This window comes from Burkholderia sp. LK4 (assembly GCF_001043615.1).
Taxonomy (GTDB): Bacteria; Pseudomonadota; Gammaproteobacteria; order Burkholderiales; family Burkholderiaceae; genus Burkholderia; species Burkholderia cepacia.
Genome location: NZ_LDUL01000057.1, coordinates 18,219 through 39,617, shown reverse-complemented (window position 1 = coordinate 39,617; position 21,399 = coordinate 18,219). Strand labels below are relative to the sequence as shown.

Below are 21,399 nucleotides of genomic sequence, written 5' to 3'. Positions count from 1 at the left end.
GCCCGTCACGGCGCGCACCGGATGCGTGGCCCGCGTCGTGCCGGCGGCTGCATCGGGCAGTCTACGGCATCCGGCGTCCGGCCCGAAACCGCATCATCCCATCGACCGCCCGAGAACGCGCCCGCACGACGGGCCGCCGGGCCGCGGCGCACCGCCGCAGGAGACAAGTCCGCGCACGGGATCGGCGTGCGGGGCCGGTTCCTGCATGCGTCCGGCGCCCGTCACGAAGAGACTGGAGACGACTCATGATCATCTACGGAACCGCGCTGCTGGCGTTCTGCCACCTGGCCGGCCTGTTCCTCGGCGACCTGCTCGGCAGCGCGATCGGCGTGAAGACCAACGTCGGCGGCGTCGGCATCGCGATGCTGCTGCTGATCTGCCTGCGCCTGTGGCTGCACCGGCGCGGCTGGCTGCCGAAGGAAACCGAGGCCGGCGTCGGGTTCTGGGGCGCGATGTACATCCCCGTCGTCGTCGCGATGGCCGCGAACCAGAACGTCGTCGCCGCGCTGAAGGGCGGCCCCGTCGCGCTGCTGGCCGCCGTCGGCGCGGTCGCGATCTGCGCATGCTGCATCGCGGTACTCGTGCGCACCGGGCGCGACGACACGGCCTTCGCGGCCGTGCCGCAATTCGAAGAACAGTGACGGAGGCCGCCATGCTGCAGATGCTCGAAAAAGTCGTCGCCCACAACGGGCTCGTCGCGTCGTTCGCGCTGGTCGGCCTGATCATGTGGCTGTCGTCGATCGCGTCGCGCAAGCTCACGTTCGGCCGTGTGCACGGCTCCGCGATCGCGATCGTCATCGGCCTCGTGCTCGCCTATGTCGGCGGCGCATTCACCGGTGGCGAGAAGGGGCTGGCCGACGTCAAGCTGTTCGCCGGCATCGGCCTGATGGGCGGCGCGATGCTGCGCGATTTCGCGATCGTCGCGACCGCGTTCGAAGTGCAGCCGACCGAGGCGCGCAAGGCCGGGCTCGTCGGCGTCGTGTCGCTGCTGCTCGGCACCGTGCTGCCGTTCATCGTCGGTGCGTGCATCGCGCGCGCGTTCGGCTACACCGACGCGGTCAGCATGACGACCATCGGCGCGGGCGCCGTCACCTACATCGTCGGCCCCGTGACGGGCGCGGCGATCGGCGCGAGCTCCGACGTGATCGCGCTCAGCATCGCGACGGGGCTCGTGAAGGCGATCATCGTGATGGTCGGCACGCCGGTCGCGGCCAACTTCATGGGCCTGAAGACGCCGCGTTCCGCGATGATCTTCGGTGGTCTGGCCGGCACCGTCAGCGGCGTGAGCGCGGGGCTCGCCGCGACCGACCGGCGGCTCGTCCCGTACGGCGCGCTGGTCGCGACGTTCCATACGGGTGTGGGCTGCCTGCTCGGGCCGTCGGTGCTGTTCTTCACGACGCGCGCGCTGGTCGGCGCGTAGCGCGCTGCGATGCGGCCCAGGCGCGCGGGCCGCATCCATCGCGGCGTCCTCTGAGTCGCATTCGTCAACATCATCAATCGGCGGCGGCGCCCGGCTTAGAATGCCGCTGAACCATCGAAGCGGGAGAACTGTTCATGACGGGATGGAATCACGCGCGGCAGGCGCGCGATGCACGCCTCGCGGCCGGTGCGCGTTTCGCGCAGGGCAAGCGGGTCGATGCGCGCGACGCCGTCGCGTTGCTCGAAGCGGTGCTGCGGCCCGGCGACCGCGTGTGCCTCGAAGGCGACAACCAGAAGCAGGCCGACCTGCTCGCGACGGCGCTCGCCGACGTCGACAGCGCGAAGATTCACGACCTGCACATGGTGCAGTCGGGCGTCGTGCTGCCCGAGCATCTCGACGTGTTCGAGCGCGGCATCGCGAAGCGCCTCGACTTCGCGTATTCGGGCCCGCAGTCGCAGCGCATCGCGAAGCTGCTGTTCGGCGGCAAGATCGCGCTCGGCGCGGTGCACACCTATCTCGAGCTGTTCGCGCGCTACTTCATCGATCTCACGCCGCAGGTCGCGCTGATCGCCGCGGTCAGCGCCGACGCCGACGGCAACCTGTACACGGGCCCGAACACCGAGGACACGCCGACCGTCGTCGAGGCCACCGCGTTCAAGGACGGCATCGTGATCGCGCAGGTCGACCGCATCGTCGACAAGGTGCCGCGCGTCGACATTCCCGGCGACCGCGTGCACTTCATCGTCGAGGCGGGCCGGCCGTTCTACGTCGAGCCGCTGTTCACGCGCGACCCGGCCGCGATCACCGAGACGCAGATCCTCACCGCGATGCTCGCGATCAAGGGCATCTACGAACCTTACGGCATCAAGCGCCTGAACCACGGGATCGGCTTCAACACGGCCGCGATCGAACTGCTGCTGCCGACCTACGGCGAGAAGCTCGGGCTGAAGGGCAAGGTCTGCTCGCACTGGGCGCTCAATCCGCACCCGACGCTGATTCCCGCGATCGAATCGGGCTGGGTCGAGCAGATCCACTGCTTCGGCTCGGAAGTCGGGATGGACGACTACATCCGCGCACGTTCCGACATATGGTTCACGGGCTCCGACGGGTCGCTGCGCTCGAACCGCGCGTTCTGCCAGACGGCCGGCCTCTACGCGTGCGACATGTTCATCGGCTCGACGCTGCAGATCGACCTGTCCGGCCATTCGTCGACGGTCACCGCCGAGCGCATCGCCGGTTTCGGCGGCGCGCCGAACATGGGCAGCGATGCGCGCGGCCGGCGTCACCCGAGCGAGCCGTGGCTGAAGGCCGGCGCGGAAGCCGATCCCGATACGCCGGCGGCACTCAGGCGCGGCCGCAAGCTCGTCGTGCAGATCGGCGAGACGTTCGGCGACAAGAACGTGCCGATGTTCGTCGAGAAACTCGACGCGCTGAAGCTTGCCGACAAGCTGCAGCTCGACCTCGCGCCGATCATGGTCTACGGCGACGACGTCACGCACATCGTCACCGAGGAAGGGATCGCGAACCTGCTGATGTGCCGCGACAGGGACGAACGCGAGCACGCGATCCGCGGCGTCGCCGGTTATACGGAGATCGGCCGCGGCCGCGACCGGAAGATGGTCGAGCGGCTGCGCGAGCGCGGCGTGATCCGCCGTCCGGAGGATCTCGGCATCGATCCGCTCGACGCCGATCGCCGCTGGCTCGCCGCGCGCTCGATCAAGGATCTCGTGCACTGGTCGGGCGGGCTTTATGCGCCGCCGGCCCGGTTCCGCAACTGGTGAGGAAGAGGGCATGGAACAGTTGAACTATCGCTTCACCGCGCGCGAGCGCGCGAAGGGCGAGCTGGCCGCGGCGCTCGTCGGCGTGGTGGCATCCGGCAATCTCGAGGTGCTCGTCGAGCGCGTGCTGCCGGGCAACGAATGCGAGATCGACATCCGCACCGCGGCGGTCGGTTTCGGCGCGGTGTGGCAGGCCGTCGTCACGGATTTCGTCGAGCGGCGCACGCCGGGCGGCCTGAAGCTGTCGATCAACGACGGCGGCGCGCGGCCCGACATGGTGTCGCTGCGGCTCGCGCAGGCCGTGCGCGCGATCGAGGGGGACGCATGATGAGCGACATTCATCACACCCATGACGCCCCCGCATTCGTCGCGAACGCGGCGAGCTGGTACGAAGCATCGGCGCGGCAGCGCGTCGACGGGCTGCTCGACGCGGGCAGCTTCGACGAATTCCTCGGGCCGGCCGAACGCGTGACGAGCCCGCACTTGCCGCTGTTCGACCTGCCGCAGCAGTTCGACGACGGGATGGTGGTCGGCCACGGCCGGCTCGACGGGCAGCCGGTGTTCGTCGCCGCGCAGGAAGGCCGCTTCATGGGCGGGGCGTTCGGCGAAGTGCACGGCGCGAAGCTCACCGGGCTGCTGCGCGCCGCGCGCGAAGTCGGCAAGCCGGTGCTGATCCTGTTCGATACGGGGGGCGTGCGGCTGCAGGAGGCGAACGCGGGCGAACTCGCGATCGCCGAGATCATGCGCGCGCTCGTCGAAACGCGTGCGGCCGGCGTGCCGGTGATCGGGCTGATCGGCGGGCGCGCGGGCTGCTACGGCGGCGGCGGATTGCTCGCCGCATGCTGCTCGGCGCTCGCGGTGTCGGAGCAGGGCCGTATCAGCGTGTCGGGCCCCGAGGTGATCGAAACCAATCGCGGCGTCGAGGAGTTCGATTCGAAGGACCGCGCGCTGATCTGGCGCACGATGGGCGGCAAGCACCGGCGGCTGATCGGCGGCGCGGATCGCTACGTGGCCGATACGCCGGACGCGTTCCGCGCGGCCGCGCTCGAGCTGATCGGGCGTGCGCCGGCATTCGATGCGGCGATGCTGCGTGCCGAGCAGGCGCGTCTCGAGGCGCGTGTCGAAAGGTTCGGCGCATGCAACGATGCGCTCGACGTCTGGCGCGCGCTCGGGGCCGACAAGCCGGAAGCGATTCCGGGCATGCCGGACGACACGTTCGTGTCGCTCGCGGATCAATTGCAGGAGAGCACGCATGACGCTCGATGAAGTGCTGAATGCCTTGTTTCCCCAGGGCCACTCGATCGCCCGCACCGGCGGCCTGTTGACGGGGCATGCGGAACTGGCCGGTACGCGCGTCGACGTGATCGGCGTCGCCGACCGCTTGCCGTTCGGCATCGACGAGGCGCTGACGCTCGCGGCGCGCGTGCTCGACACGATCGCGCGCGGCGGCGACACGCCGATCCTCGTGCTCGTCGACAGCGACAGCCAGCGGATGAGCAAGCGCGACGAACTGCTCGGCCTGAACGAGGGGCTGTCGCATCTCGCGAAGTGCCTGATGCACGCGGATCTCGCCGGGCACCGGACGATCGGCGTGCTGTACGGCCACACGGCCGCCGGCGCGTTCATCGCGACCGCGCTCGCGACGCGCACGCTGCTTGCGGTGCCGGGCGCCGAACCGGAAGTGATGGATCTGCCGTCGATGTCGCGCGTGACCAAGCTGCCGATAGACGTGCTGAAGGAGATGGCGCGCTCGACACCGGTGTTCGCGCCGGGGCTCGACAATCTCGTGAAGATGGGCGCCGTCGACGCCGTGCTCGATCCGGCCCGCGCGCTCGACGCGCAGGTCGGCGAATGGCTCGGCAAGCCGGCCGACCGCGTCGACCGGCGCGCTGCGCGCGGCCGGCCGGTGGCTGCCGATGTCGCGCGGCGCGTCGAGGCGCTCGCGCGTGCCGCGCGCTGAGATGCCGCTGCGCCGCCACACGCTCGTCACGTTGACGGCGGCGGGGTGGGGCGCGGCATTCGCGCGCGATCCCGCGCTCGCCGCCGATCCGCTCGTGCAGGTGTGGGCCGCGCGCGGCCGGCCGCTGATCGTGCGCCGCGCGTCGCCCGACGAGGCCGATGCCGGCCGCGTGCCGCTCGGCCTGCCGCTGCCGCCGTCCGCGGGCAAGCGGCGCATCGCGCTGAACGCAGCGGCCGATGCGCTCGCGACGGTCAGCCCGCTGCCCACGTTGTCCGACGTGCTCGCGGCCGCGCCCGACGCGTGGCGCGCACCGTTGCGCGAGCTCGATGCGCTCGGCGCGCGGTGCGGCGTGCAGGGCCGCGTGTTCGGCAGCCTCGCATGGCAGGCGCTGACGGGCGAGCCGTACCTGGGCGAGTCGTCCGACCTCGACATCGTGTTCCCGCTACCGGAAGCGGCATCGGTCGCGACGCTGCTCGACGGCCTTGCGGCGATCGACGGGCGCGCGCCCATGCGCATCGACGGCGAACTGCTGCGCAACGACGGTGCGGGCGTCAACTGGCGCGAACTGCACGCGCGGCAGCCTGAAGTCGCGGTCAAGACGGCGATCGCCGTCGAACTGATGCCGGCCGACGCCTTCACCGGGGGCGCGCGATGACTGCATGGGCCGCCTGCCGCATACCGGCGCCGTCCGAAGCCGAGCGCATCGCCGAACTGGCCGAGCGCAGCCTCGTGCTCGAGATCGAGACCTATCCGAAGCCGGGGCTCGTCAGTCACGTCGACACCGGCAGTCATACCGACATGGATGCCGCGACCTTCGCACGCAGCGCCGCCGTGCTGCGGCCTTACTTTGCGGAACTGGCCGACGCAGGCGCGCGCGATGCGGACATGGCCGTGCTGCGCAAGATCGGCCTGCGCGCCGAGCACGCGATGCTCGCCGCGACCGGCGGCGTCAACACGCATCGCGGCGCGATCTTCGGGCTCGGGCTGCTGTGTGCGGCGGCGGGCCGGCGTGCGACGCCGGGCGCCGTGCCGGGCGGGACGACGCTCGGCGCGTTCGTCTCCCGCCGCTGGGGCGCCGACATCCTCGGCGGCCCGCGCCTGCCCGACAGCCATGGCGAACGCGCGAGCCGCCGCTATGGCGTCGGCGGCGCGCGCCGCGAGGCGGCCGACGGTTTCACGACCGTCTATGCGGTCGGGTTGCCCGCGCTGCGCCGCGCGCGGCGCGACCTGCCCGGCGACCCGGAAGCGGCGCGCGTCGACGCGTGCTTTGCGCTGATCGCCGCGCTCGACGATACGAACCTGCTGCACCGGGGCGGGCAGGACGGCCTCGAATTCGCGCAAGCAACCGCACGCGCGTTCGTTGCACGCGGCGGCGTGCGGGCGCGCGACTGGCGGCTACGCGCGGCCGGCGCGCATCGTGCGTTCGTCGCGCGCCGGCTGAGCCCGGGCGGCGCGGCCGACCTGCTCGCGATGAGCGTTTTCGTCGATGCGCTCGAAGCCGACGGAGGCGCGCGATGACGCTGGCCATCCTCTGCTCGGGACAGGGCGCGCAGCGCGCCGACATGTTCGACCTGACCGGCACTGCACCGCAGGCCGATGCGGTGTTCGCACACGCCGGCCGGCTGCTCGGCGACGATCCGCGCGCGTGGGTGCGGCAGGCCGGGCCGGACGCGCTGCGTGAAAACCGTGCCGCGCAGATCCTCTGCACGGTCCAGGCGCTCGCGGCGGCCGCGCTGCTCGACGCGGTGTGGCCGCGCCGGCGCTGCGTCGCCGGCTACAGCGTCGGCGAAGTCGCGTCGTGGAGCGTCGCGGGGATGATCGAGCCGGACGCCGCGCTCGACCTGGCCGATGCGCGCGCGCGTGCAATGGATGCCGCGAGCGGCGGCGGCGAGCGGATGGTGTTCGTGCGCGGCCTGACGCGCGCTCGGCTTGCGCGATTGTGCGACGGCCGCGACGCGGCGATCGCGATCGCGAACCCGGGCGACGCGTTCGTGGTCGCGGGGCGCCAGCCCGATGTCGATGCGGTGGCCGACGACGCGTCGCGCGACGGTGCGCTGCGCGTCGCGCCCGTCTGCGTGCGGATCGCGTCGCACACGCGCCGGCTCGCCGCGGCCGTGCCGGTGTTTCGCGCGTCGCTCGCCGCCGCTCACGTGCGGCGGCCGTTGCCCGGCACGCGGCTCTTTTCGGGTATCGACGGCGCGTCGGTGCTCGACGTCGACGCGGGACTCGACAAGCTGGCCCGGCAGATCGCGGAGCCGGTCGAGTGGGCGGCCTGTCTTGCCGCGTGCGTGGAGGCCGGTGCGACCGCGTTCCTCGAGTTCGGCCCCGGCCGCGCGCTGGCCGAGATGGCCGGTAGCGCATATCCCGCGCTGCCGGCGCGCAGCCTCGCGGATTTCCGTTCCGTCGACGGCGTCGCGAGCTGGCTCGCGCGTGTCGCGGCGGGCTGATCGACGGCCCGGAAGACCCTCGCCGGAGGCGCCTTTCGCACTGTGTGTTGCGCCGGCGCAGCAGCCTTGCAGCCGGCGCTTGCCACACGAATTGGCGTCGCTAAAATGGCGCCCGCCATGAGACCAGCCGCCTTCCTTCTCGCCGCGCTCTGCTGCGCGGCGAGCGCCCACGCCAGCCAGATTCCGTCCGACGCCGCGTCGGTCGGCACATACTTTTCGTATGACAATGCGGCGGCCGACGCGACCGTCGACCTGATCGAGCAGGCGCAGCGTCGCGTGTTGCTGGCCGGCTATACGCACGTGCCGCCGGCAGTCGCGAGCGCGCTGAGCGCGGCCCGCTCGCGCGGGATCGAGGTGCGTGTCGTGCTCGTGCGGTCGCCGCACGCGGGCCGGTACAGCGGTGCGGGCTATCTGAAATCGTCGGGTATCGACGTGGCGATCGAGTCGCGGCACGGCGATCCTGTGCCGCGCTTCGTGATCGTCGACGACAGCGTCGCGCTGACGACGCTGTCCGAAGGGGCGGCTGCGCATGCGGAAACGGTGAACGTGTTCCAGCGCGCGCCCGAGCTCGCGCAATCCTATGCGCAGTCGTTCTGGCGGCTGTACCGGCAGGCCGGCGGCCTCTGACCCTTTCCTTCGGTGCCCCGCGCGCCGGTATGACCCTGCTTGCATCGGCGCCGACGATGAACCATGCTCGTTGACAGGCGCCGGCGCGGGTTTCGCGCATCCGGCGCAACGGCAGGGGGCCGAACGTGTTCGAGTGTTTTGCCGATCGCACCGATGCCGGCTGCCGGCTGGCCGACGCGTTGCGCGATTATGCGGGCCGCGGCAATGTCGTCGTGCTCGCGTTGCCGCGCGGCGGCGTGCCCGTCGCGTATCCGGTCGCCTGCGCGCTGCACGCGCCGCTCGACGTGCTGGTCGTACGCAAGCTCGGCGTGCCGTCCGATCCCGAGCTCGCGATGGGCGCGATCGCGACGGGCGGTGCGATTCATCTGCAGCGTTCGGTGCTCCGCTCGATGAGCGTGTCCGACGCGCAGCTCGCCGATGTGATCGCGCGCGAGACGATCGAACTGCATCGCCGCGAGGCGTTGTATCGCGGTGCCGCGCCGCCGCTGCCGGTCGAGGGGCGCATTGCGATCGTCGTCGACGACGGCGTCGCGACCGGCGCGTCGATGCGCGTCGCGCTGCAGACGTTGCGCGAGCGTCACCCGGCGCGCATCGTCGCGGCTGCGCCGGTCGCGCCGGCGGGCGCGCGGCACGCGTTCGACGACCTGGCCGATGCGTTCGTCACGGTGTGGCAGCCGCTGCCGTTCTTCGGGATCAGCCAGTTCTACGCGCGCTTCGAGCAGACGAGCGACGACGAGGTACGCGCATTGCTCGACGCGGCCCGGCCCTGAGACACGGCATCACGTGCGCCTGATGCGGCGCGGGCGGGGGCGAGGGCGGCGTGTTTCGGCCCACGCGAACAGGCGCTGCAGCATCGGATGGACCTCCCCGCGCCAGTGCACCCCGGTAAACAACCCGTAGTGATCGCAGTCGCCGATGTCGACGCGGTAGCGCTCGTCGTCGGCGAGGCCGCTGCACATGTCGAGCGCTGCATGCGTCTGGCCGGCGCCCGTGACCGCGTCGCATGCGCCTTCGACGGTCAGCAGTGCGACGCCGCGCAGCGCGGCCGGCTCGACGCGCTGCCCACCCACGTCCCAGGTACCGACCGCGAGGCTCATGCGCTGGAACACGATGTCGATCGTGTCGAGGAAATACTCGGCCGGCATGTCGAGCAGCGCCGTGTATTCGAGCAGCGCACGCCGTGCGCCGGCGAGCCCGGTCATGTCGAAGCGCGACGCGGCCAGCGCGTACGCTTCGATCAGCGACAGGAAGCGCTGCGGGTACACGAGCGCGATCTCGCCTTGCTGCAGATAGGTGGGAAACACGTGGCGGCCATGCCCCGCGAAACCCGGCGGCACGACGTCGATCAGGTGGCGGCGGCACCAGCCCAGCGAATGGGCCGCGGCGGCGGTGCCGAGCGCACTCGGATTCCGGCGCGCGTCGAGCGGGCCGCCGATCAGCGTGACGCTCGCGGGCGGCGCGAGGCCGCGAGCGGCGCGCAGCGCGAGCGCGCCGAGCACCGGCACGGTTGCCTGGCACACGGCGACGACATGCAGCGGCCGGTCGTCGTGCGCGAGCCCGTCGACGAAGCCGTCGAGCGTCGCGACATATTCGTCGAGCCCGAAGCGGCCCGCCGCGAGCGGCACGTCGCGCGCATTGCGCCAGTCGGTCACGCAGACGTCGCCATCCGCGAGCAGCGTCTCGACGGTTTCCCGCATCATCACGGCCGCATGCCCGGCGAGCGGCGCACAGAGCAGTACCGTGCGCCGCGCATCGACGCGCGTGAAGCGCCGCAGGTCGCAGAACGGCGTGCGCGCGACGATGTGCTCGCCGACGGCCGGCCACCCGATGTCGAAGTGCGGGGGCTCTCCCGGCGGCCCGAGCAGCGGCTCGAACAGGTCGTCGTAGCACGACGATGCGGCGTGCGGCAGCGTCGCCGCGGGCCACGCGTCGAACGCATGCCGCGTGGCCGCGCGCCAGGCGCGCATCCATTCCCGCTGCTGCTCGACGAGGGCGTACCACATGGCGAACCTTGGGGCGGAAGGGGCGTGAACTTGCATTATGGTCACTGTGGCCGGACAACGTGAGCCCCGCGTGCGGCCGGCTGATGCGCATCAAACGCACGGGGGCGCTAGGCGAAGCCCTGCGGCGCTGCTACAGTCGTCGATCCCATACCCTCAAGCGGAGCGTTTGCGATGAAGCTGATCGGCATGCTGGATTCCCCGTTCGTGCGCCGTGTCGCCATTTCGGCGAAGCTGCTCGACCTCCCGTTCGAACACGAGTCGATCTCGGTGTTCCGTCATATCGAGCAGTTCAGGGCGATCAATCCGGTCGTCAAGGCGCCGACGCTCGTGACCGACGACGGTGCGACGCTGATGGATTCGTCGCTGATCGTCGATTATCTGGATCATCGGGTCGCGCCCGAGCGGCGGCTGCTGCCCGAGGATGCGGCCGCGCGCCTGAACACGCTCGTGCCGGTCGGTTTTGCGCTGGCGGCCGCCGAGAAGAGCGTGCAGGTGGTCTACGAGCTGGCGCTGCGTCCGGCCGACAAGCAGCACGCGCCGTGGCTCGAGCGCGTGCTGAGCCAGATCGAGGGCGCATACGGTGCACTGGAGCCGCTCGTCGCCGCCGCGAACGGCTGGTTCGGCGGCGCGCGCCTGCTGCAGTCCGACGTGACGGTGGCGGTCGCATGGCGCTTCACGCAGTTCATGGCGGCCGACTACCCGGTGCTCGCGCGGATCGATCCGGCCCGTTATCCGGCGCTCGCCGCGCATTCCGCGCGGGCGGAAGCGCTGCCGGCCTTCGTCGAAACGCCGCTCGCGTAGGCCCGCCGGCGGGCCATCCGGCTGCTGCGGGCCGCTGCCGGCTGCCCGTCGGGCCTTGCCAGGCAAGCGTCGGCCGATTGTTCTCCGCGGCTGACAAGTGACTTCGCATTCGCGCGGTTTATCCGGCGGGCGCCGATCCCTAGAATCCACTCCATCGAATGACGCCTTGCCTGATGGAGCTGATGATGCGAACCCTGATCGAATCGAGCCTGTACCACCCGTCCGTCGTGTTGCCGCTTGCCGCGCTGACGCAGTTGATGGTCGAGCGCGATTTCAATCTCGGTCAGGTCGGGCTGATCGTCGCGACGCGTGGTGCACAGGCGGCCGTGTCGCGATCGCGCGCACTGCTGTTCTGCCGCCATTGCGAAGCGCAAGCATGAACGCGTACGCGGCGAGGGGATGAAAAAAAGCCCGGCCGGCGCGAGCCGGTCGGGCGGATCGGATTCGATCGAGCCCCGGCTTCGGCCGGGGTTTTTCATGGGCGATGCTCAGGCGCGTGCGGTCGACACGGCAGGGTACATGCCCGAATCGTCGTCCTCGCGCATCTGGCGCACGAGCTGGTGCGCTTCGCGGCGCGTCGCGACGGCCGGCGGCGAGCCCTTGAGCGGCTGGCGTGCGGTTTCGGCGAGCGCGACGACCGACACGATGCCGATCACGGCGGCGCCCATCATGTAGTACGCGGGCATCATCAGGTTGTGCGTGACGTCGACGAGCCACGCGGTGACCAGCGGCGTCGTGCCGCCGAACAGCGACACCGACACGTTGAAGCCGATTGCGAGCGCGCCGTAGCGGATCTCGGTCGGGAACAGGGCCGGCAGCGCCGACGGCATCACGCCGGTAAAGCACGACAGCAGCACGCCTAGGATCAGCAGGCCGCCGAACACCGATGCCGTGGTGCCGGCATGGATCAGCATCATCGACGGGATCGACAGCGCGAGCAGGCCGACGCAGCCGGCGAGCATCACGGGCTTGCGGCCGATCCGGTCGGACAGGCGGCCGGCGGCGAGCGTCAGCGGCATCATCAGCACCATCACGATCAGCACGAGCACGAGGCTGTGCGATTCGTCGAAATGCAGCGTCGACGACATGAAGCTCGGCAGGTACGACAGCACCATGTAGTCGGTCACGTTGAAGATCAGCACGAGGCCGACGCACAGCAGCAGTGCACGCCAGTTGCGCATCAGCGTTTCGCGGAAGCGCGCCTTCGGCACGGCCTTGTCCTGCGCTTCGCGCTCCTCCGCCTGGCGCTTGAACGCCGGCGTTTCCTCGAGCTTCATCCGGATGTACAGGCCGATCAGGCCGAGCGGGCCGGCGATCAGGAACGGCACACGCCAGCCCCACGACAGCAGCGCCTCCTGCGACAGCGACGCGGTGAGCAGCGCGACGACACCGGCACCCAGCACATAGCCGATCAGCGTGCCGAATTCGAGGAAGCTGCCCATGAAGCCGCGGCGCTTGTCGGTCGAGAACTCGGCGATGAAGGTGGCCGCGCCGCCGTATTCGCCGCCGGTCGAGAAACCCTGCACGAGACGGGCGACGAGCAGCAGCACGGGGGCCATGATGCCGATCGACGCGTAGCTGGGGATCAGGCCGATCGCGAAGGTGCCGACGGCCATCATGATCATCGTGGCGGCGAGCACGCGCTGGCGGCCGATGCGGTCGCCGAGCGGGCCGAACACCATGCCGCCGAGCGGGCGCACGAGGAAGGCGGCCGCGAACGTGCCGAAGGTGGCGAGCAGCTGCGCGGACGGGCTGCTGGACGGGAAGAACACCTTGCCGAGCGTGACGGCGATGTAGCTGTAGACGCCGAAGTCGAACCATTCCATCGCATTGCCGATGGCCATCGCGCTGACGGCGCGCTTGAGCAGGCTCTGGTCGACGACGGTGATGTCGTCCGCGACGAGCGGGGCTTCGCCGGACGACGAAGCGGAGGAAGAAGCAGCGGTCGGGCTGACGTGTGTTGCGGTCAAGGTCATGCACTCCTTTGACTGCGCCGAACGGGCGGGCCGTCCGACACGGTTTGCCGGCGAGCGCGGTATCGCGTGCGGCGCGTCGGGGCAGACCATTAAGCACTTACTGCACAAGCGGCGGTAAAGGGCCGTAAGGGGCTGCTTCGACGCGGGCCCGATGGGCCGTCGCGACAGTGCGCTCATGAAGAATGGGCCGCGTGATGCAAGCGGCAGATGCCGGTGCGGACGATGTCCGGCGTTCCGGCAAGCGCCCCGGAGGGGCAACGAAACGAGAAAAGCGGGCCTGTCGGGCGGGCTTTCCTGTGGGTGCAATTTCGGTCGAAGGGCCGGCCCGCAACGCGCGGACGGACTTCTCTCGAAATCGAATAGACAGAGATTGAATGTTGAAACAGGCGACATGATAGCACAATGACAGATGATCGTGCAAATTGCCGGGAAACGCCCGTCTGGCGGGGCGTTCGGCGGGGGCGGCTCGGGTATGATCGGCGGCGCGCGGCGGGGCCGTGCCGCCTCGCGGTGACGGGGGCGAATTCACGAGGAACCGGATGACCGAACTGATGAGGATCGCGGCGTTGTTCGCCGCCACCGCGCTGGCCGAAATCGTCGGCTGTTACCTGCCGTGGCTCGTGCTGAAGGAGGGGCGGCCGGTGTGGCTGCTGCTGCCGGCCGCGCTGTCGCTCGCGTTGTTCGCGTGGCTGCTGACGCTGCACCCGAGTGCGGCGGGGCGCACCTATGCGGCGTACGGCGGCGTGTACATCGCGGTCGCGCTGGTCTGGCTGCGGGTGGTCGACGGCGTCGCGCTGACCCGCTGGGACGTGGCCGGCGCGGCGCTCGCGCTCGGCGGAATGGCGGTCATCGCGCTGCAGCCGCGCGGGTGAGCGCGGCCGCGGCGCGTGCCGTGTGCCGCGTGTTTCAGGCCGCTTCGGCGGCGCCCGCGTCGGCGGACAGGCGCCATACGCAGGTGCCCTTGACCGACTTGTCGAGCTCGTCGAGCTGCGCCTGGTGCGCGGCGAGCTCGTCGTCGCTCGCGGCCACCACGGCCAGGTCGAGCGCGGCGAGCGACACGCGCTGGCCGTTTGCCGTGCCGCCGTCGGCACCCGCGTCGTCGAGCATGTCGATCACGAGGCTGTCCTGGCCGCGCGTCATCGCGAGATAGACCTCGGCGAGCAGTTCCGAGTCGAGCAGTGCGCCGTGCAGCGTACGGTGCGCGTTGCTGATGCCGAAGCGGTCGCACAGCGCGTCGAGCGAGTTGCGCTTGCCGGGGAACATCTGCTTGGCCTGCACGAGCGTGTCGATCACGCCGCCGCAATGTTCGGTGAACGGCGGCAGGCCGAGCCGCGCGAATTCCGCGTCGAGAAAGCCAAGGTCGAACGGCGCGTTGTGGATGATCAGCTCGGCGTCCTTCACGAAGTCGCGGATCTGGTCGGCGACTTCCGCGAATTTCGGCTTGTCGCTGAGGAATTCGGTCGTGAGGCCGTGCACCGCCAGCGCGCCCGGATCGCTGTCGCGCTCGGGGTTCACGTAGAAGTGCAGGTTGTTGCCGGTGAGCCGCCGGTTCAGCAGCTCGACGCAGCCGATTTCGATGAGGCGGTCGCCCGTGCGGGCGTTCAGGCCGGTGGTTTCGGTATCGAGAATGATCTGGCGCATGTCGGGGAAAACGTAGGAAACAAGGGGGCGGCCCGCGTTCAGGCCGTGAGCGATTCGACGCCGCGATTCGCGAGCGCATCCGCGCGCTCGTTTTCGGGATGGCCCGCGTGGCCCTTGACCCAGCGCCACTCGACCTCGTGCTGCGCGACGAGCGCGTCGAGCCGCTTCCACAGGTCGGCGTTCTTCACGGGCGTCTTCGCCGCGGTGACCCAGCCTTTCTTCTTCCAGCCGTGGATCCACTCGCTGATGCCTTTCTGCACGTATTGCGAGTCGGTGTGCACGATCACCTGGCACGGCCGCTTCAGCGCTTCGAGCGCAGCGATCACGCCCATCAGCTCCATGCGGTTGTTGGTCGTGTTCGGCTCGCCGCCGAACAGCTCCTTTTCCTTGTCGCCGTAGCGCATCAATGCGCCCCAGCCGCCGGGGCCGGGGTTGCCCTTGCAGGCGCCGTCGGTATAGATGTCGATCGTATCGATTGTCATGAATGTTCTTGATGGGTGGTCGGGGAGGCCGCCGGCGTCAGGCCAGGTGCGAGCACGGGTTTCTTCATCCGGATCTGGCCGACGAGGCGCATGCCGCGCACGCGCTTGACGGCCGTCACCATGTAGACGGCGCCGAAGATCGGCCACCAGCGGTCGCCGGCGGCTTCCATGAAGCCGTAGCGGGCCAGCCACTTGTCGGTGACGAGCGGCGGCCGGTAGCAGCCGAAGCGGCCGCGTTCGAGGTCGAAGCCTAGCAGCTTGATCCAGTCCTTGAGCCGGATGAACGCGATCTGGTCGCGCGTGGCCGGCACGAACGGACGGTTCGCCATGCGCCCGAACGATTGCCGCATCCCCCACAGGCTGAGCGAATTGAACCCGGTGATCACGAGCTGGCCTTCCGGCATCAGCACGCGCTCGGCCTCGCGCAGCAGGCGGTGCGGATCGGACGTGAATTCGAGCGTGTGCGGCATCACGATCAGGTCGACGCTCTGCGACTCGAACGGCAGGTCGAGCAGGTCGCACCAGGTCGTGCTGCGATCGGCGGGCGCATGCTCGGGAGAATGGGCTTCGCGGGCCCACGGATACTGATAGGGCGCGCTCGCGCCGCTCGCCGGGTCGAGCACGAGGCCGCGATACGGCATGCGGTTCTCGCGCAGCGCGTCGAGTTGCGGCAGGCCGAGCTGCAGCGCGTGGAACCCGAAGACGTCGGACACGATCCGGTCGAGCTGCGCCTGCTCCCAGCCCAGCACGTAGCGGCCGGGAGGCGAGTCGGTCCAGGCGGGCCAGTCTATAATTTGACGGTCAGACATAACGATGATTGCGCGCCCATGAACGAGCTGGAATACGTGCCGGTTCCGGCATTCGATGACAACTATATCTGGCTCGTCTCGGACGGCCGCGATGCGATCGCCGTCGATCCGGGTGAAGCCGCGCCGGTGCGCCGGGTTCTTGCCGAACGAGGCTGGCGGTTGACCGCTATTTTACTCACGCACCATCATGCCGACCACGTCGGCGGTGTCGCGGCACTGCGCGATAGCCAACCGGACGATGCTCCGCTCGCGGTTTACGGCCCCGCGGCCGAGGCGATCGGCGTGGTCACGCGGCCGCTGGCAGGCGGCGATCGCGTGACGCTCGACGCACCGTCCGTCGCCTTCGACGTACTCGGCGTGCCCGGTCACACGCGCGGCCACATCGCCTATTTCCAGGCGGCCGGGCCGCGCAACGCGGCACCGCACGTGTTCTGCGGCGACACGCTGTTCTCGTGCGGCTGCGGGCGCCTGTTCGAAGGCACGCCCGCGCAGATGCTCGCGTCGCTCGACGCGCTCGCCGCACTGCCGGGCGACACGCGCGTGCATTGTGCCCACGAATACACGCTGTCCAATATTCGCTTCGCGCTCGCATGCGAGCCCGGCAATGCGGCGCTCGCTGCGTGGCGCGACGAAGCGCAGGCGCTGCGCGCGCGCGGCGTGCCGACGCTGCCTACTACGATTGCTCACGAGCGTGCCGTTAACCCGTTCATGCGGTCGGACAGCGCGGCGATTCATGCCACGCTCGAGGCCGAGTTGCATGAAACGGTGCCGGATCGTCTGACGGCATTCACGCTGATGCGCGAGTGGAAAAACCGGTTCCGATGACGATTTCCGGAGGACTCCAAAGCTCAAGCGGTGTCTGTAAAAATTGCTCCAAATGTAGGATTTCGCTGAGTTTTCGGTGTTTTTATTGACGTGAAGCACGCACTTCCGTAGTATCGCCTGCAATTTCCAGCCGTCGGAAGCCGAGATTTTCATGCGACTTATATTGAGTGCGATGGTGGTTCTGCTGCTCGCCGCTTGTGCGAGCCAGGCCCCTGTCGCCAACAACGCCGCCGATTCGCAGGCGACGTCCAACTACCTCCGTAAATCAGCCACCGCCAAAGAAACTGTCGACGTCGACAAGCAATCCGTCGGCGACCTGACCAGTGCAGACTCCGATCTCTGGGGGCGCATCCGCCGCGGCTTCCAGATGCCCGACCTGCAGAGCGACCTCGTCGACATGCAGACGACCTGGTACACGCAGCGGCCCGATTACGTGCAGCGCATGACCGAGCGCTCGCAGAAGTACCTGTATCACATCGTCGAGGAGCTCGAGGCGCGTCACATGCCGACCGAGCTCGCGCTGCTGCCGTTCATCGAGTCCGCGTACAACCCGCAGGCGCTGTCGGTCGCGAAGGCGGCCGGCATGTGGCAGTTCATGCCCGGCACGGGCCGTACCTACAACCTGAAGCGCAACATGTGGCAGGACGAGCGCCGCGACGTGCTCGCGTCGACGAGCGCCGCGCTCGACTACCTGTCGCGTCTGCATGACATGTTCGGCGACTGGTACCTCGCGCTGGCCGCGTACAACTGGGGCGAGGGCAACGTGCAGCGTGCGATCGCGCGCAACCAGGCGGCCGGCCTGCCGACCGACTACCAGAACCTGCGGATGCCGAACGAGACGCGTAATTACGTGCCGAAGCTGCAGGCGGTGAAGAACATCATCGCGAGCCCGCAGCAGTATGGCCTGACGCTGCCGGACATCCCGAACCACCCGTATTTCGTGACGGTCACGACGTCGCGCGACATCGACGTGGCGGTCGCCGCGAAGCTCGCGAACCTGTCGCTCGACGAATTCCGCTCGCTGAACCCGTCGTTCTCGAAGCCGGTGATCCTCGGCGCGACCGAGCCGCAGATCCTGCTGCCGTTCGACAACGCGTCGGCGTTCGAGAAGAACCTGAAAGCCTACAATGGCCAGCTTTCGTCTTGGACCACCTATACGGTCAGCGAACGCGCACGGCCGGCCGCGATCGCCGAGAAGATCGGCGTGGACGCCGATACGCTGATGTCGATCAACAAGATTCCGGCCGGCATGCGCCTGAAGCCGGGCTCGACGATCGTCGTGCCGCGCGGCGATGACGACGACGAGGACATCAGCGCCGACGTCGCCGAAAACGGCGCGCTCGCGATGGAACCCGATGTGCCCGACACGCGCAAGATGCTGATCCGCGTGCGCCGCAAGCAGTCGATGGCGGCGATCGCCGGCCGCTATGGCGTGTCGGTCGGCCAGCTCAAGGCGTGGAACCGCACGCACCGCGATCTCGTGATGCCGGGCCAGGCGCTCGTGCTGCACGTGCCGGTCGGCCGTTCGGTGCCGGCGGAGCCCGGTCCGGAACGGATCGCGACGTCGGCCGCCGGTGCGCACATCGAGCGCGCGAGCCTGGCGGTGGGCGGCAAGTCGCATGGCGCGAAGCGCGGCGCGGCGAAGCCGGCGGCCAAATCGACGAAAGCGACGAAAGCGGCGCCGGCCAAGGCCGCAACGCAAAAGGGCAAGAAGAAGTAACGCAGTCGCGAGCGCATCGCGCGGCCGGCCCGGTTCGTGCGATTGCGTTATCATCCGACGAAATGCGATGAAACGCCGTCACCGAGGTGACGGCGTTTTTGTTTGTGCGCGGCGCGGGGGTGCCGCCTTGAATGCCTTCATATAACAAGGAGAGACGATGTCGTCGGTGCAGGTGAGGGTGCTCGCGCTGTTTTCGGTCGGGTATTTCGTGTCGTATGTGTTTCGCGGCGTCAATCTGGGCTTTGCGCCGTTCGTCACGCACGAGCTCGGGTTGTCGGCCGCCGATCTCGGCCTGCTCACGAGCCTTTATTTTCTCGGCTTCGCGGGCGCGCAGATCCCGGCCGGCGTGATGCTCGATCACTTCGGCCCGCGCCGCGTGACGGCCGGCATGCTGCTGTTCGCGGCCGCCGGTGCGGCCGTGTTCGGAGCCGCGCACAGCCTCGGCACGATGATGGTCGGCCGGCTGCTGATCGGAGTCGGCGTGTCGGTGTGTCTCGGCGCGGCGTTCAAGGCGCTCGCGCAGCATTTCCCGGTCGGCCGGCTACCGCTCGTGAACGGGCTCGTGATGGCCGTGGGCGGCCTCGGCGGCGTGATGGTCGGCTCGCCACTGACCTGGCTGCTCGGCTGGACGAGCTGGCGTGCGATCTGTTTCGGCCTCGCGGTGCTGACGGTGGCCGTCGCGGCGTCGATCGGCCTGGGCGCGCCGGAGGCGAAGCAGGTGCGTCACCAGGGCGGGCTCGTCAGCCAGTTCAAGGGCACGTGGCATATCCTGGGCAGCCGTGCCTTCTGGAAGATCTCGTCGTTCTCCGTCGTCACGCAGGGCGTGTTCTACGCGATGCAGTCGCTGTGGGTCGGGCCGTACCTGCGCGACGTCGCGGGGTTCGATGCGCCGCATGCGGCGCGCCTCGTGTCGGTGCTCGGCTTCGCGATGATGGCCGGCTGCGTCGGCTTCGGCGCCGCGGCGCGCGTGCTCGAGCGGCGCGGCGTGTCCGTGTACGCGTTCTGCGGCATCGGCATGGCGTTGTTCGTCGCGACGCAGGCTGCGATCGTGGCGCGCGTGCCGTTGCCGCCGGCCGTTCTGTGGGCCGCATACGGAATGTTCGGCGGCGTCGGGATCCTGACCTACGCGGTGATGGCCGGGCATTTTCCCGCGCATCTGATCGGCCGCGCGAACACGACGCTCACGCTCGTGATCTTCCTGCTGATCTTTGCGTTCCAGATTGGCGTCGGCGCGGTGCTGTCGCACTGGCCCGCGGTCGACGGCCGCTATCCGGCCGCCGCGCACTTCACCGCATGGGGCGTGTTGCTCGCGTTGCAGCTCGCGAGCGCGGTCTGGTACGTATGGCCCGCGCGCGGCGCTGGCCAAGTACACTGATCCGGCGGTACGCTCGGGGCAGGGCGGCCGCGTAAAACGGGGCCGCAGCGCGCTGCTTCGCGTCGCCGCGCGTCGCGCACGCACGATCGGACGGCCATATCAATTGAAGATAAGGCCATTTTCAGGCTATAATTTGAAAGTTTGTGCTGATCAACCTCGCACCCTAGCGCCTACCTCATACATCCCGTTCATCCGCCGCACGCCGCCTGCCGGGCGATGCCGCGAAGCCTCGTGCGCCACGCGCCGGGTTCGCGTCACGACAACGCAGGCCGCGTCCAGCAAGCGACCACGCGCGCCCACGCAGCGCGGCGCTCGCGCGGCAGGGTAAACAGGTCGGCAGCAGGGTGTTCCCCAAGGAGCCTCCCGTGTTGCCGTCTTTTACTCCCGCCTTGCTTGCACTCGCCGACGGCACGGTCTTTCGTGGTTATTCGATCGGGGCCGAAGGCCACACGATCGGCGAAGTCGTGTTCAATACCGCGATCACCGGCTATCAGGAAATCCTGACTGACCCGAGCTACTCGCGCCAGATCGTCACGCTCACCTATCCGCATATCGGCAACGTCGGCGTGAACGCCGAAGATGTCGAAGCCACGAAAGTCCATGCCGCCGGCCTGATCATCCGTGATCTGCCCACGCTCGCATCGAACTTCCGCATGGAGCGCACGCTCGGCGACTACCTGCGCGACGAAGGCGTCGTCGCGATCGCCGGCATCGACACCCGCAAGCTGACCCGCATCCTGCGCGACAAGGGCGCGCAGAACGGCTGCATCCTGACGGGCTCGGACGACGAAGCGAAGGCGATCGAACTCGCGCGCTCGTTCCCGGGTCTCGCGGGCATGGATCTCGCGAAGGTCGTGTCGACCACGAAGCCGTTCGAGTGGAAGCAGACCGAATGGCGCCTCGAAGGCGGTTACGGCATGCAGGAATCGCCGAAGTACCGCGTCGTCGCGTACGATTTCGGCGTCAAGTACAACATCCTGCGCATGCTCGCGGAACGCGGCTGCCACGTGACGGTGCTGCCGGCCGAGGCGAGCGCGGAAGATGCGCTCGCGCTGAATCCGGACGGCATTTTCCTGTCGAACGGCCCCGGCGATCCGGAACCGTGCGACTACGCGATCGCGGCCACGAAGCAGTTCATCGAGCGCGGCGTGCCGACCTTCGGTATCTGCCTGGGTCACCAGATCATGGGCCTCGCGGTCGGCGCGAAGACGCTGAAGATGAAGACGGGCCACCACGGCGCGAACCACCCGGTGAAGGATCTCGGCGACGGCCGCGTGGTGATCACGTCGCAGAACCACGGCTTCGCGGTCGATGCGGATTCGCTGCCGGCCAACGCGCGCGTGACGCACGTGTCGCTGTTCGACGGCACGCTGCAGGGCTTCGAGCTGACCGACAAGCCGGCATTCTGCTTCCAGGGCCACCCGGAAGCGTCGCCCGGTCCGCACGACATCGGCTATCTGTTCGACCGCTTCACCGCGCTGATGGACGCGGCGAAGCAGCGCAACGCTTAACGCAACCGACGCAACCGAAGGACG

23 protein-coding genes are annotated in these 21,399 nt (G+C 69.3%); 18 read left to right on the top strand and 5 right to left on the bottom strand.

The window, feature by feature from the left end; translation table 11 throughout:
- Positions 1-245 precede the first annotated feature (245 nt).
- The 11 genes from madL (at position 246) to VK92_RS26670 (ending at position 9,002) form a co-directional block, all read left to right on the top strand.
- Positions 246-641, top strand: coding sequence for a malonate transporter subunit MadL (madL, locus tag VK92_RS26720; protein ID WP_021162694.1), 396 nt, complete (start codon positions 246-248; stop codon positions 639-641).
- 11 nt (positions 642-652) lie between these two features.
- Positions 653-1,420 (top strand): malonate transporter subunit MadM, encoded by a 768-nt coding sequence (gene madM, locus VK92_RS26715; protein WP_021162695.1) that lies wholly within the window; start codon positions 653-655, stop codon positions 1,418-1,420.
- A 134-nt stretch (positions 1,421-1,554) separates the two neighbouring features.
- On the top strand, positions 1,555-3,201 hold the full coding sequence (mdcA, locus tag VK92_RS26710) for a malonate decarboxylase subunit alpha (protein ID WP_048025417.1): 1,647 nt from the start codon (positions 1,555-1,557) through the stop codon (positions 3,199-3,201).
- Positions 3,202-3,211: 10 nt separating this feature from the next.
- The gene (gene mdcC / locus VK92_RS26705; RefSeq protein ID WP_021162697.1) at positions 3,212-3,526 is read left to right on the top strand and encodes a malonate decarboxylase acyl carrier protein; all 315 of its coding nucleotides are present in this window, start codon (positions 3,212-3,214) and stop codon (positions 3,524-3,526) included.
- Positions 3,523-4,464 (top strand): biotin-independent malonate decarboxylase subunit beta, encoded by a 942-nt coding sequence (locus VK92_RS26700; RefSeq protein ID WP_048025416.1) that lies wholly within the window; start codon positions 3,523-3,525, stop codon positions 4,462-4,464. The genes mdcC and VK92_RS26700 overlap by 4 nt, the downstream gene beginning before the upstream one ends.
- Positions 4,451-5,158: a biotin-independent malonate decarboxylase subunit gamma gene (gene mdcE / locus VK92_RS26695; protein ID WP_048025415.1), complete on the top strand. Its 708-nt coding sequence runs from the start codon at positions 4,451-4,453 to the stop codon at positions 5,156-5,158. The genes VK92_RS26700 and mdcE overlap by 14 nt, the downstream gene beginning before the upstream one ends.
- Complete coding sequence (gene mdcG, locus VK92_RS26690; RefSeq protein WP_048025423.1) at positions 5,145-5,813, top strand: malonate decarboxylase holo-[acyl-carrier-protein] synthase; 669 nt, start codon at positions 5,145-5,147, stop codon at positions 5,811-5,813. Before mdcE ends, mdcG begins: the two co-directional genes overlap by 14 nt.
- Positions 5,810-6,676, top strand: a complete 867-nt coding sequence (mdcB, locus tag VK92_RS26685) for a triphosphoribosyl-dephospho-CoA synthase MdcB (RefSeq protein ID WP_048025414.1) — start codon at positions 5,810-5,812, stop codon at positions 6,674-6,676. The genes mdcG and mdcB overlap by 4 nt, the downstream gene beginning before the upstream one ends.
- Positions 6,673-7,605, top strand: a complete 933-nt coding sequence (gene mdcH, locus VK92_RS26680) for a malonate decarboxylase subunit epsilon (RefSeq protein ID WP_048025413.1) — start codon at positions 6,673-6,675, stop codon at positions 7,603-7,605. Before mdcB ends, mdcH begins: the two co-directional genes overlap by 4 nt.
- A gap of 105 nt (positions 7,606-7,710) precedes the next feature.
- The gene (locus tag VK92_RS26675; RefSeq protein ID WP_048025412.1) at positions 7,711-8,232 is read left to right on the top strand and encodes a phospholipase D-like domain-containing protein; all 522 of its coding nucleotides are present in this window, start codon (positions 7,711-7,713) and stop codon (positions 8,230-8,232) included.
- A 125-nt stretch (positions 8,233-8,357) separates the two neighbouring features.
- Positions 8,358-9,002 carry a phosphoribosyltransferase gene (locus tag VK92_RS26670; RefSeq protein ID WP_048025411.1) on the top strand — a complete coding sequence of 215 codons (645 nt, stop codon included), beginning with the start codon at positions 8,358-8,360 and terminating at the stop codon, positions 9,000-9,002.
- Between the two features lie 9 nt (positions 9,003-9,011).
- Here the strand turns inward: VK92_RS26670 and VK92_RS26665 are convergent, their stop codons facing one another.
- Complete coding sequence (locus VK92_RS26665; protein WP_048025410.1) at positions 9,012-10,235, bottom strand: polyhydroxyalkanoate depolymerase; 1,224 nt, start codon at positions 10,233-10,235, stop codon at positions 9,012-9,014.
- Positions 10,236-10,406: 171 nt separating this feature from the next.
- Between VK92_RS26665 and VK92_RS26660 the strand changes: the two genes are divergently transcribed.
- Both VK92_RS26660 and VK92_RS26655 read left to right on the top strand, forming a co-directional pair.
- On the top strand, positions 10,407-11,036 hold the full coding sequence (locus VK92_RS26660) for a glutathione S-transferase family protein (protein ID WP_048025409.1): 630 nt from the start codon (positions 10,407-10,409) through the stop codon (positions 11,034-11,036).
- A gap of 173 nt (positions 11,037-11,209) precedes the next feature.
- Positions 11,210-11,416 (top strand): hypothetical protein, encoded by a 207-nt coding sequence (locus VK92_RS26655; RefSeq protein WP_042977865.1) that lies wholly within the window; start codon positions 11,210-11,212, stop codon positions 11,414-11,416.
- Between the two features lie 108 nt (positions 11,417-11,524).
- Here VK92_RS26655 and proP read toward each other — a convergent pair whose 3' ends face one another.
- Positions 11,525-13,012, bottom strand: a complete 1,488-nt coding sequence (proP, locus tag VK92_RS26650) for a glycine betaine/L-proline transporter ProP (RefSeq protein ID WP_048025408.1) — start codon at positions 13,010-13,012, stop codon at positions 11,525-11,527.
- A gap of 539 nt (positions 13,013-13,551) precedes the next feature.
- Here proP and VK92_RS26645 point away from each other — a divergent pair.
- Complete coding sequence (locus VK92_RS26645) at positions 13,552-13,884, top strand: YnfA family protein (RefSeq protein WP_021163372.1); 333 nt, start codon at positions 13,552-13,554, stop codon at positions 13,882-13,884.
- A 34-nt stretch (positions 13,885-13,918) separates the two neighbouring features.
- On the opposite strand, the gene dnaQ is transcribed toward VK92_RS26645, so the two are convergent.
- The 3 genes from dnaQ to VK92_RS26630 are packed head-to-tail and all read right to left on the bottom strand — an operon-like array spanning position 13,919 to position 15,944.
- Positions 13,919-14,653 carry a DNA polymerase III subunit epsilon gene (dnaQ, locus tag VK92_RS26640; protein ID WP_048025407.1) on the bottom strand — a complete coding sequence of 245 codons (735 nt, stop codon included), beginning with the start codon at positions 14,651-14,653 and terminating at the stop codon, positions 13,919-13,921.
- 38 nt (positions 14,654-14,691) lie between these two features.
- Complete coding sequence (rnhA, locus tag VK92_RS26635; RefSeq protein ID WP_021163370.1) at positions 14,692-15,135, bottom strand: ribonuclease HI; 444 nt, start codon at positions 15,133-15,135, stop codon at positions 14,692-14,694.
- Positions 15,132-15,944 (bottom strand): class I SAM-dependent methyltransferase, encoded by an 813-nt coding sequence (locus VK92_RS26630; protein ID WP_027787882.1) that lies wholly within the window; start codon positions 15,942-15,944, stop codon positions 15,132-15,134. The genes rnhA and VK92_RS26630 overlap by 4 nt, the downstream gene beginning before the upstream one ends.
- 18 nt (positions 15,945-15,962) lie before the next feature.
- On the opposite strand from VK92_RS26630, the gene gloB reads away from it, so the two are divergent.
- The 4 genes from gloB to carA all read left to right on the top strand — a co-directional run bounded on the left by gloB (position 15,963) and on the right by carA (position 21,375).
- A complete protein-coding gene (gloB, locus tag VK92_RS26625; protein WP_048025406.1) occupies positions 15,963-16,769 on the top strand; it encodes a hydroxyacylglutathione hydrolase in 807 nt (268 codons plus the stop codon).
- A gap of 151 nt (positions 16,770-16,920) precedes the next feature.
- Positions 16,921-18,489 (top strand): transglycosylase SLT domain-containing protein, encoded by a 1,569-nt coding sequence (locus VK92_RS26620; protein WP_042977861.1) that lies wholly within the window; start codon positions 16,921-16,923, stop codon positions 18,487-18,489.
- Between the two features lie 157 nt (positions 18,490-18,646).
- Complete coding sequence (locus VK92_RS26615) at positions 18,647-19,864, top strand: MFS transporter (RefSeq protein WP_021163366.1); 1,218 nt, start codon at positions 18,647-18,649, stop codon at positions 19,862-19,864.
- 365 nt (positions 19,865-20,229) lie between these two features.
- Positions 20,230-21,375: a glutamine-hydrolyzing carbamoyl-phosphate synthase small subunit gene (carA, locus tag VK92_RS26610; RefSeq protein WP_048025405.1), complete on the top strand. Its 1,146-nt coding sequence runs from the start codon at positions 20,230-20,232 to the stop codon at positions 21,373-21,375.
- The last annotated feature ends 24 nt before the right edge of the window (positions 21,376-21,399 follow it).

Bases quoted from the DNA above. Each gene is read 5' to 3' on its own strand.
- madL (WP_021162694.1), top strand. From the start codon at position 246: ATGATCATCTACGGAACCGCGCTGCTGGCGTTCTGCCACCTGGCCGGC.
- madM (WP_021162695.1), top strand. From the start codon at position 653: ATGCTGCAGATGCTCGAAAAAGTCGTCGCCCACAACGGGCTCGTCGCG.
- mdcA (WP_048025417.1), top strand. From the start codon at position 1,555: ATGACGGGATGGAATCACGCGCGGCAGGCGCGCGATGCACGCCTCGCG.
- mdcC (WP_021162697.1), top strand. From the start codon at position 3,212: ATGGAACAGTTGAACTATCGCTTCACCGCGCGCGAGCGCGCGAAGGGC.
- VK92_RS26700 (WP_048025416.1), top strand. From the start codon at position 3,523: ATGATGAGCGACATTCATCACACCCATGACGCCCCCGCATTCGTCGCG.
- mdcE (WP_048025415.1), top strand. From the start codon at position 4,451: ATGACGCTCGATGAAGTGCTGAATGCCTTGTTTCCCCAGGGCCACTCG.
- mdcB (WP_048025414.1), top strand. From the start codon at position 5,810: ATGACTGCATGGGCCGCCTGCCGCATACCGGCGCCGTCCGAAGCCGAG.
- mdcH (WP_048025413.1), top strand. From the start codon at position 6,673: ATGACGCTGGCCATCCTCTGCTCGGGACAGGGCGCGCAGCGCGCCGAC.
- VK92_RS26675 (WP_048025412.1), top strand. From the start codon at position 7,711: ATGGCGCCCGCCATGAGACCAGCCGCCTTCCTTCTCGCCGCGCTCTGC.
- VK92_RS26665 (WP_048025410.1), bottom strand. From the start codon at position 10,235: ATGTGGTACGCCCTCGTCGAGCAGCAGCGGGAATGGATGCGCGCCTGG.
- VK92_RS26660 (WP_048025409.1), top strand. From the start codon at position 10,407: ATGAAGCTGATCGGCATGCTGGATTCCCCGTTCGTGCGCCGTGTCGCC.
- VK92_RS26655 (WP_042977865.1), top strand. From the start codon at position 11,210: ATGGAGCTGATGATGCGAACCCTGATCGAATCGAGCCTGTACCACCCG.
- proP (WP_048025408.1), bottom strand. From the start codon at position 13,012: ATGACCTTGACCGCAACACACGTCAGCCCGACCGCTGCTTCTTCCTCC.
- VK92_RS26645 (WP_021163372.1), top strand. From the start codon at position 13,552: ATGACCGAACTGATGAGGATCGCGGCGTTGTTCGCCGCCACCGCGCTG.
- dnaQ (WP_048025407.1), bottom strand. From the start codon at position 14,653: ATGCGCCAGATCATTCTCGATACCGAAACCACCGGCCTGAACGCCCGC.
- rnhA (WP_021163370.1), bottom strand. From the start codon at position 15,135: ATGACAATCGATACGATCGACATCTATACCGACGGCGCCTGCAAGGGC.
- VK92_RS26630 (WP_027787882.1), bottom strand. From the start codon at position 15,944: ATGTCTGACCGTCAAATTATAGACTGGCCCGCCTGGACCGACTCGCCT.
- gloB (WP_048025406.1), top strand. From the start codon at position 15,963: ATGAACGAGCTGGAATACGTGCCGGTTCCGGCATTCGATGACAACTAT.
- VK92_RS26620 (WP_042977861.1), top strand. From the start codon at position 16,921: ATGCGACTTATATTGAGTGCGATGGTGGTTCTGCTGCTCGCCGCTTGT.
- VK92_RS26615 (WP_021163366.1), top strand. From the start codon at position 18,647: ATGTCGTCGGTGCAGGTGAGGGTGCTCGCGCTGTTTTCGGTCGGGTAT.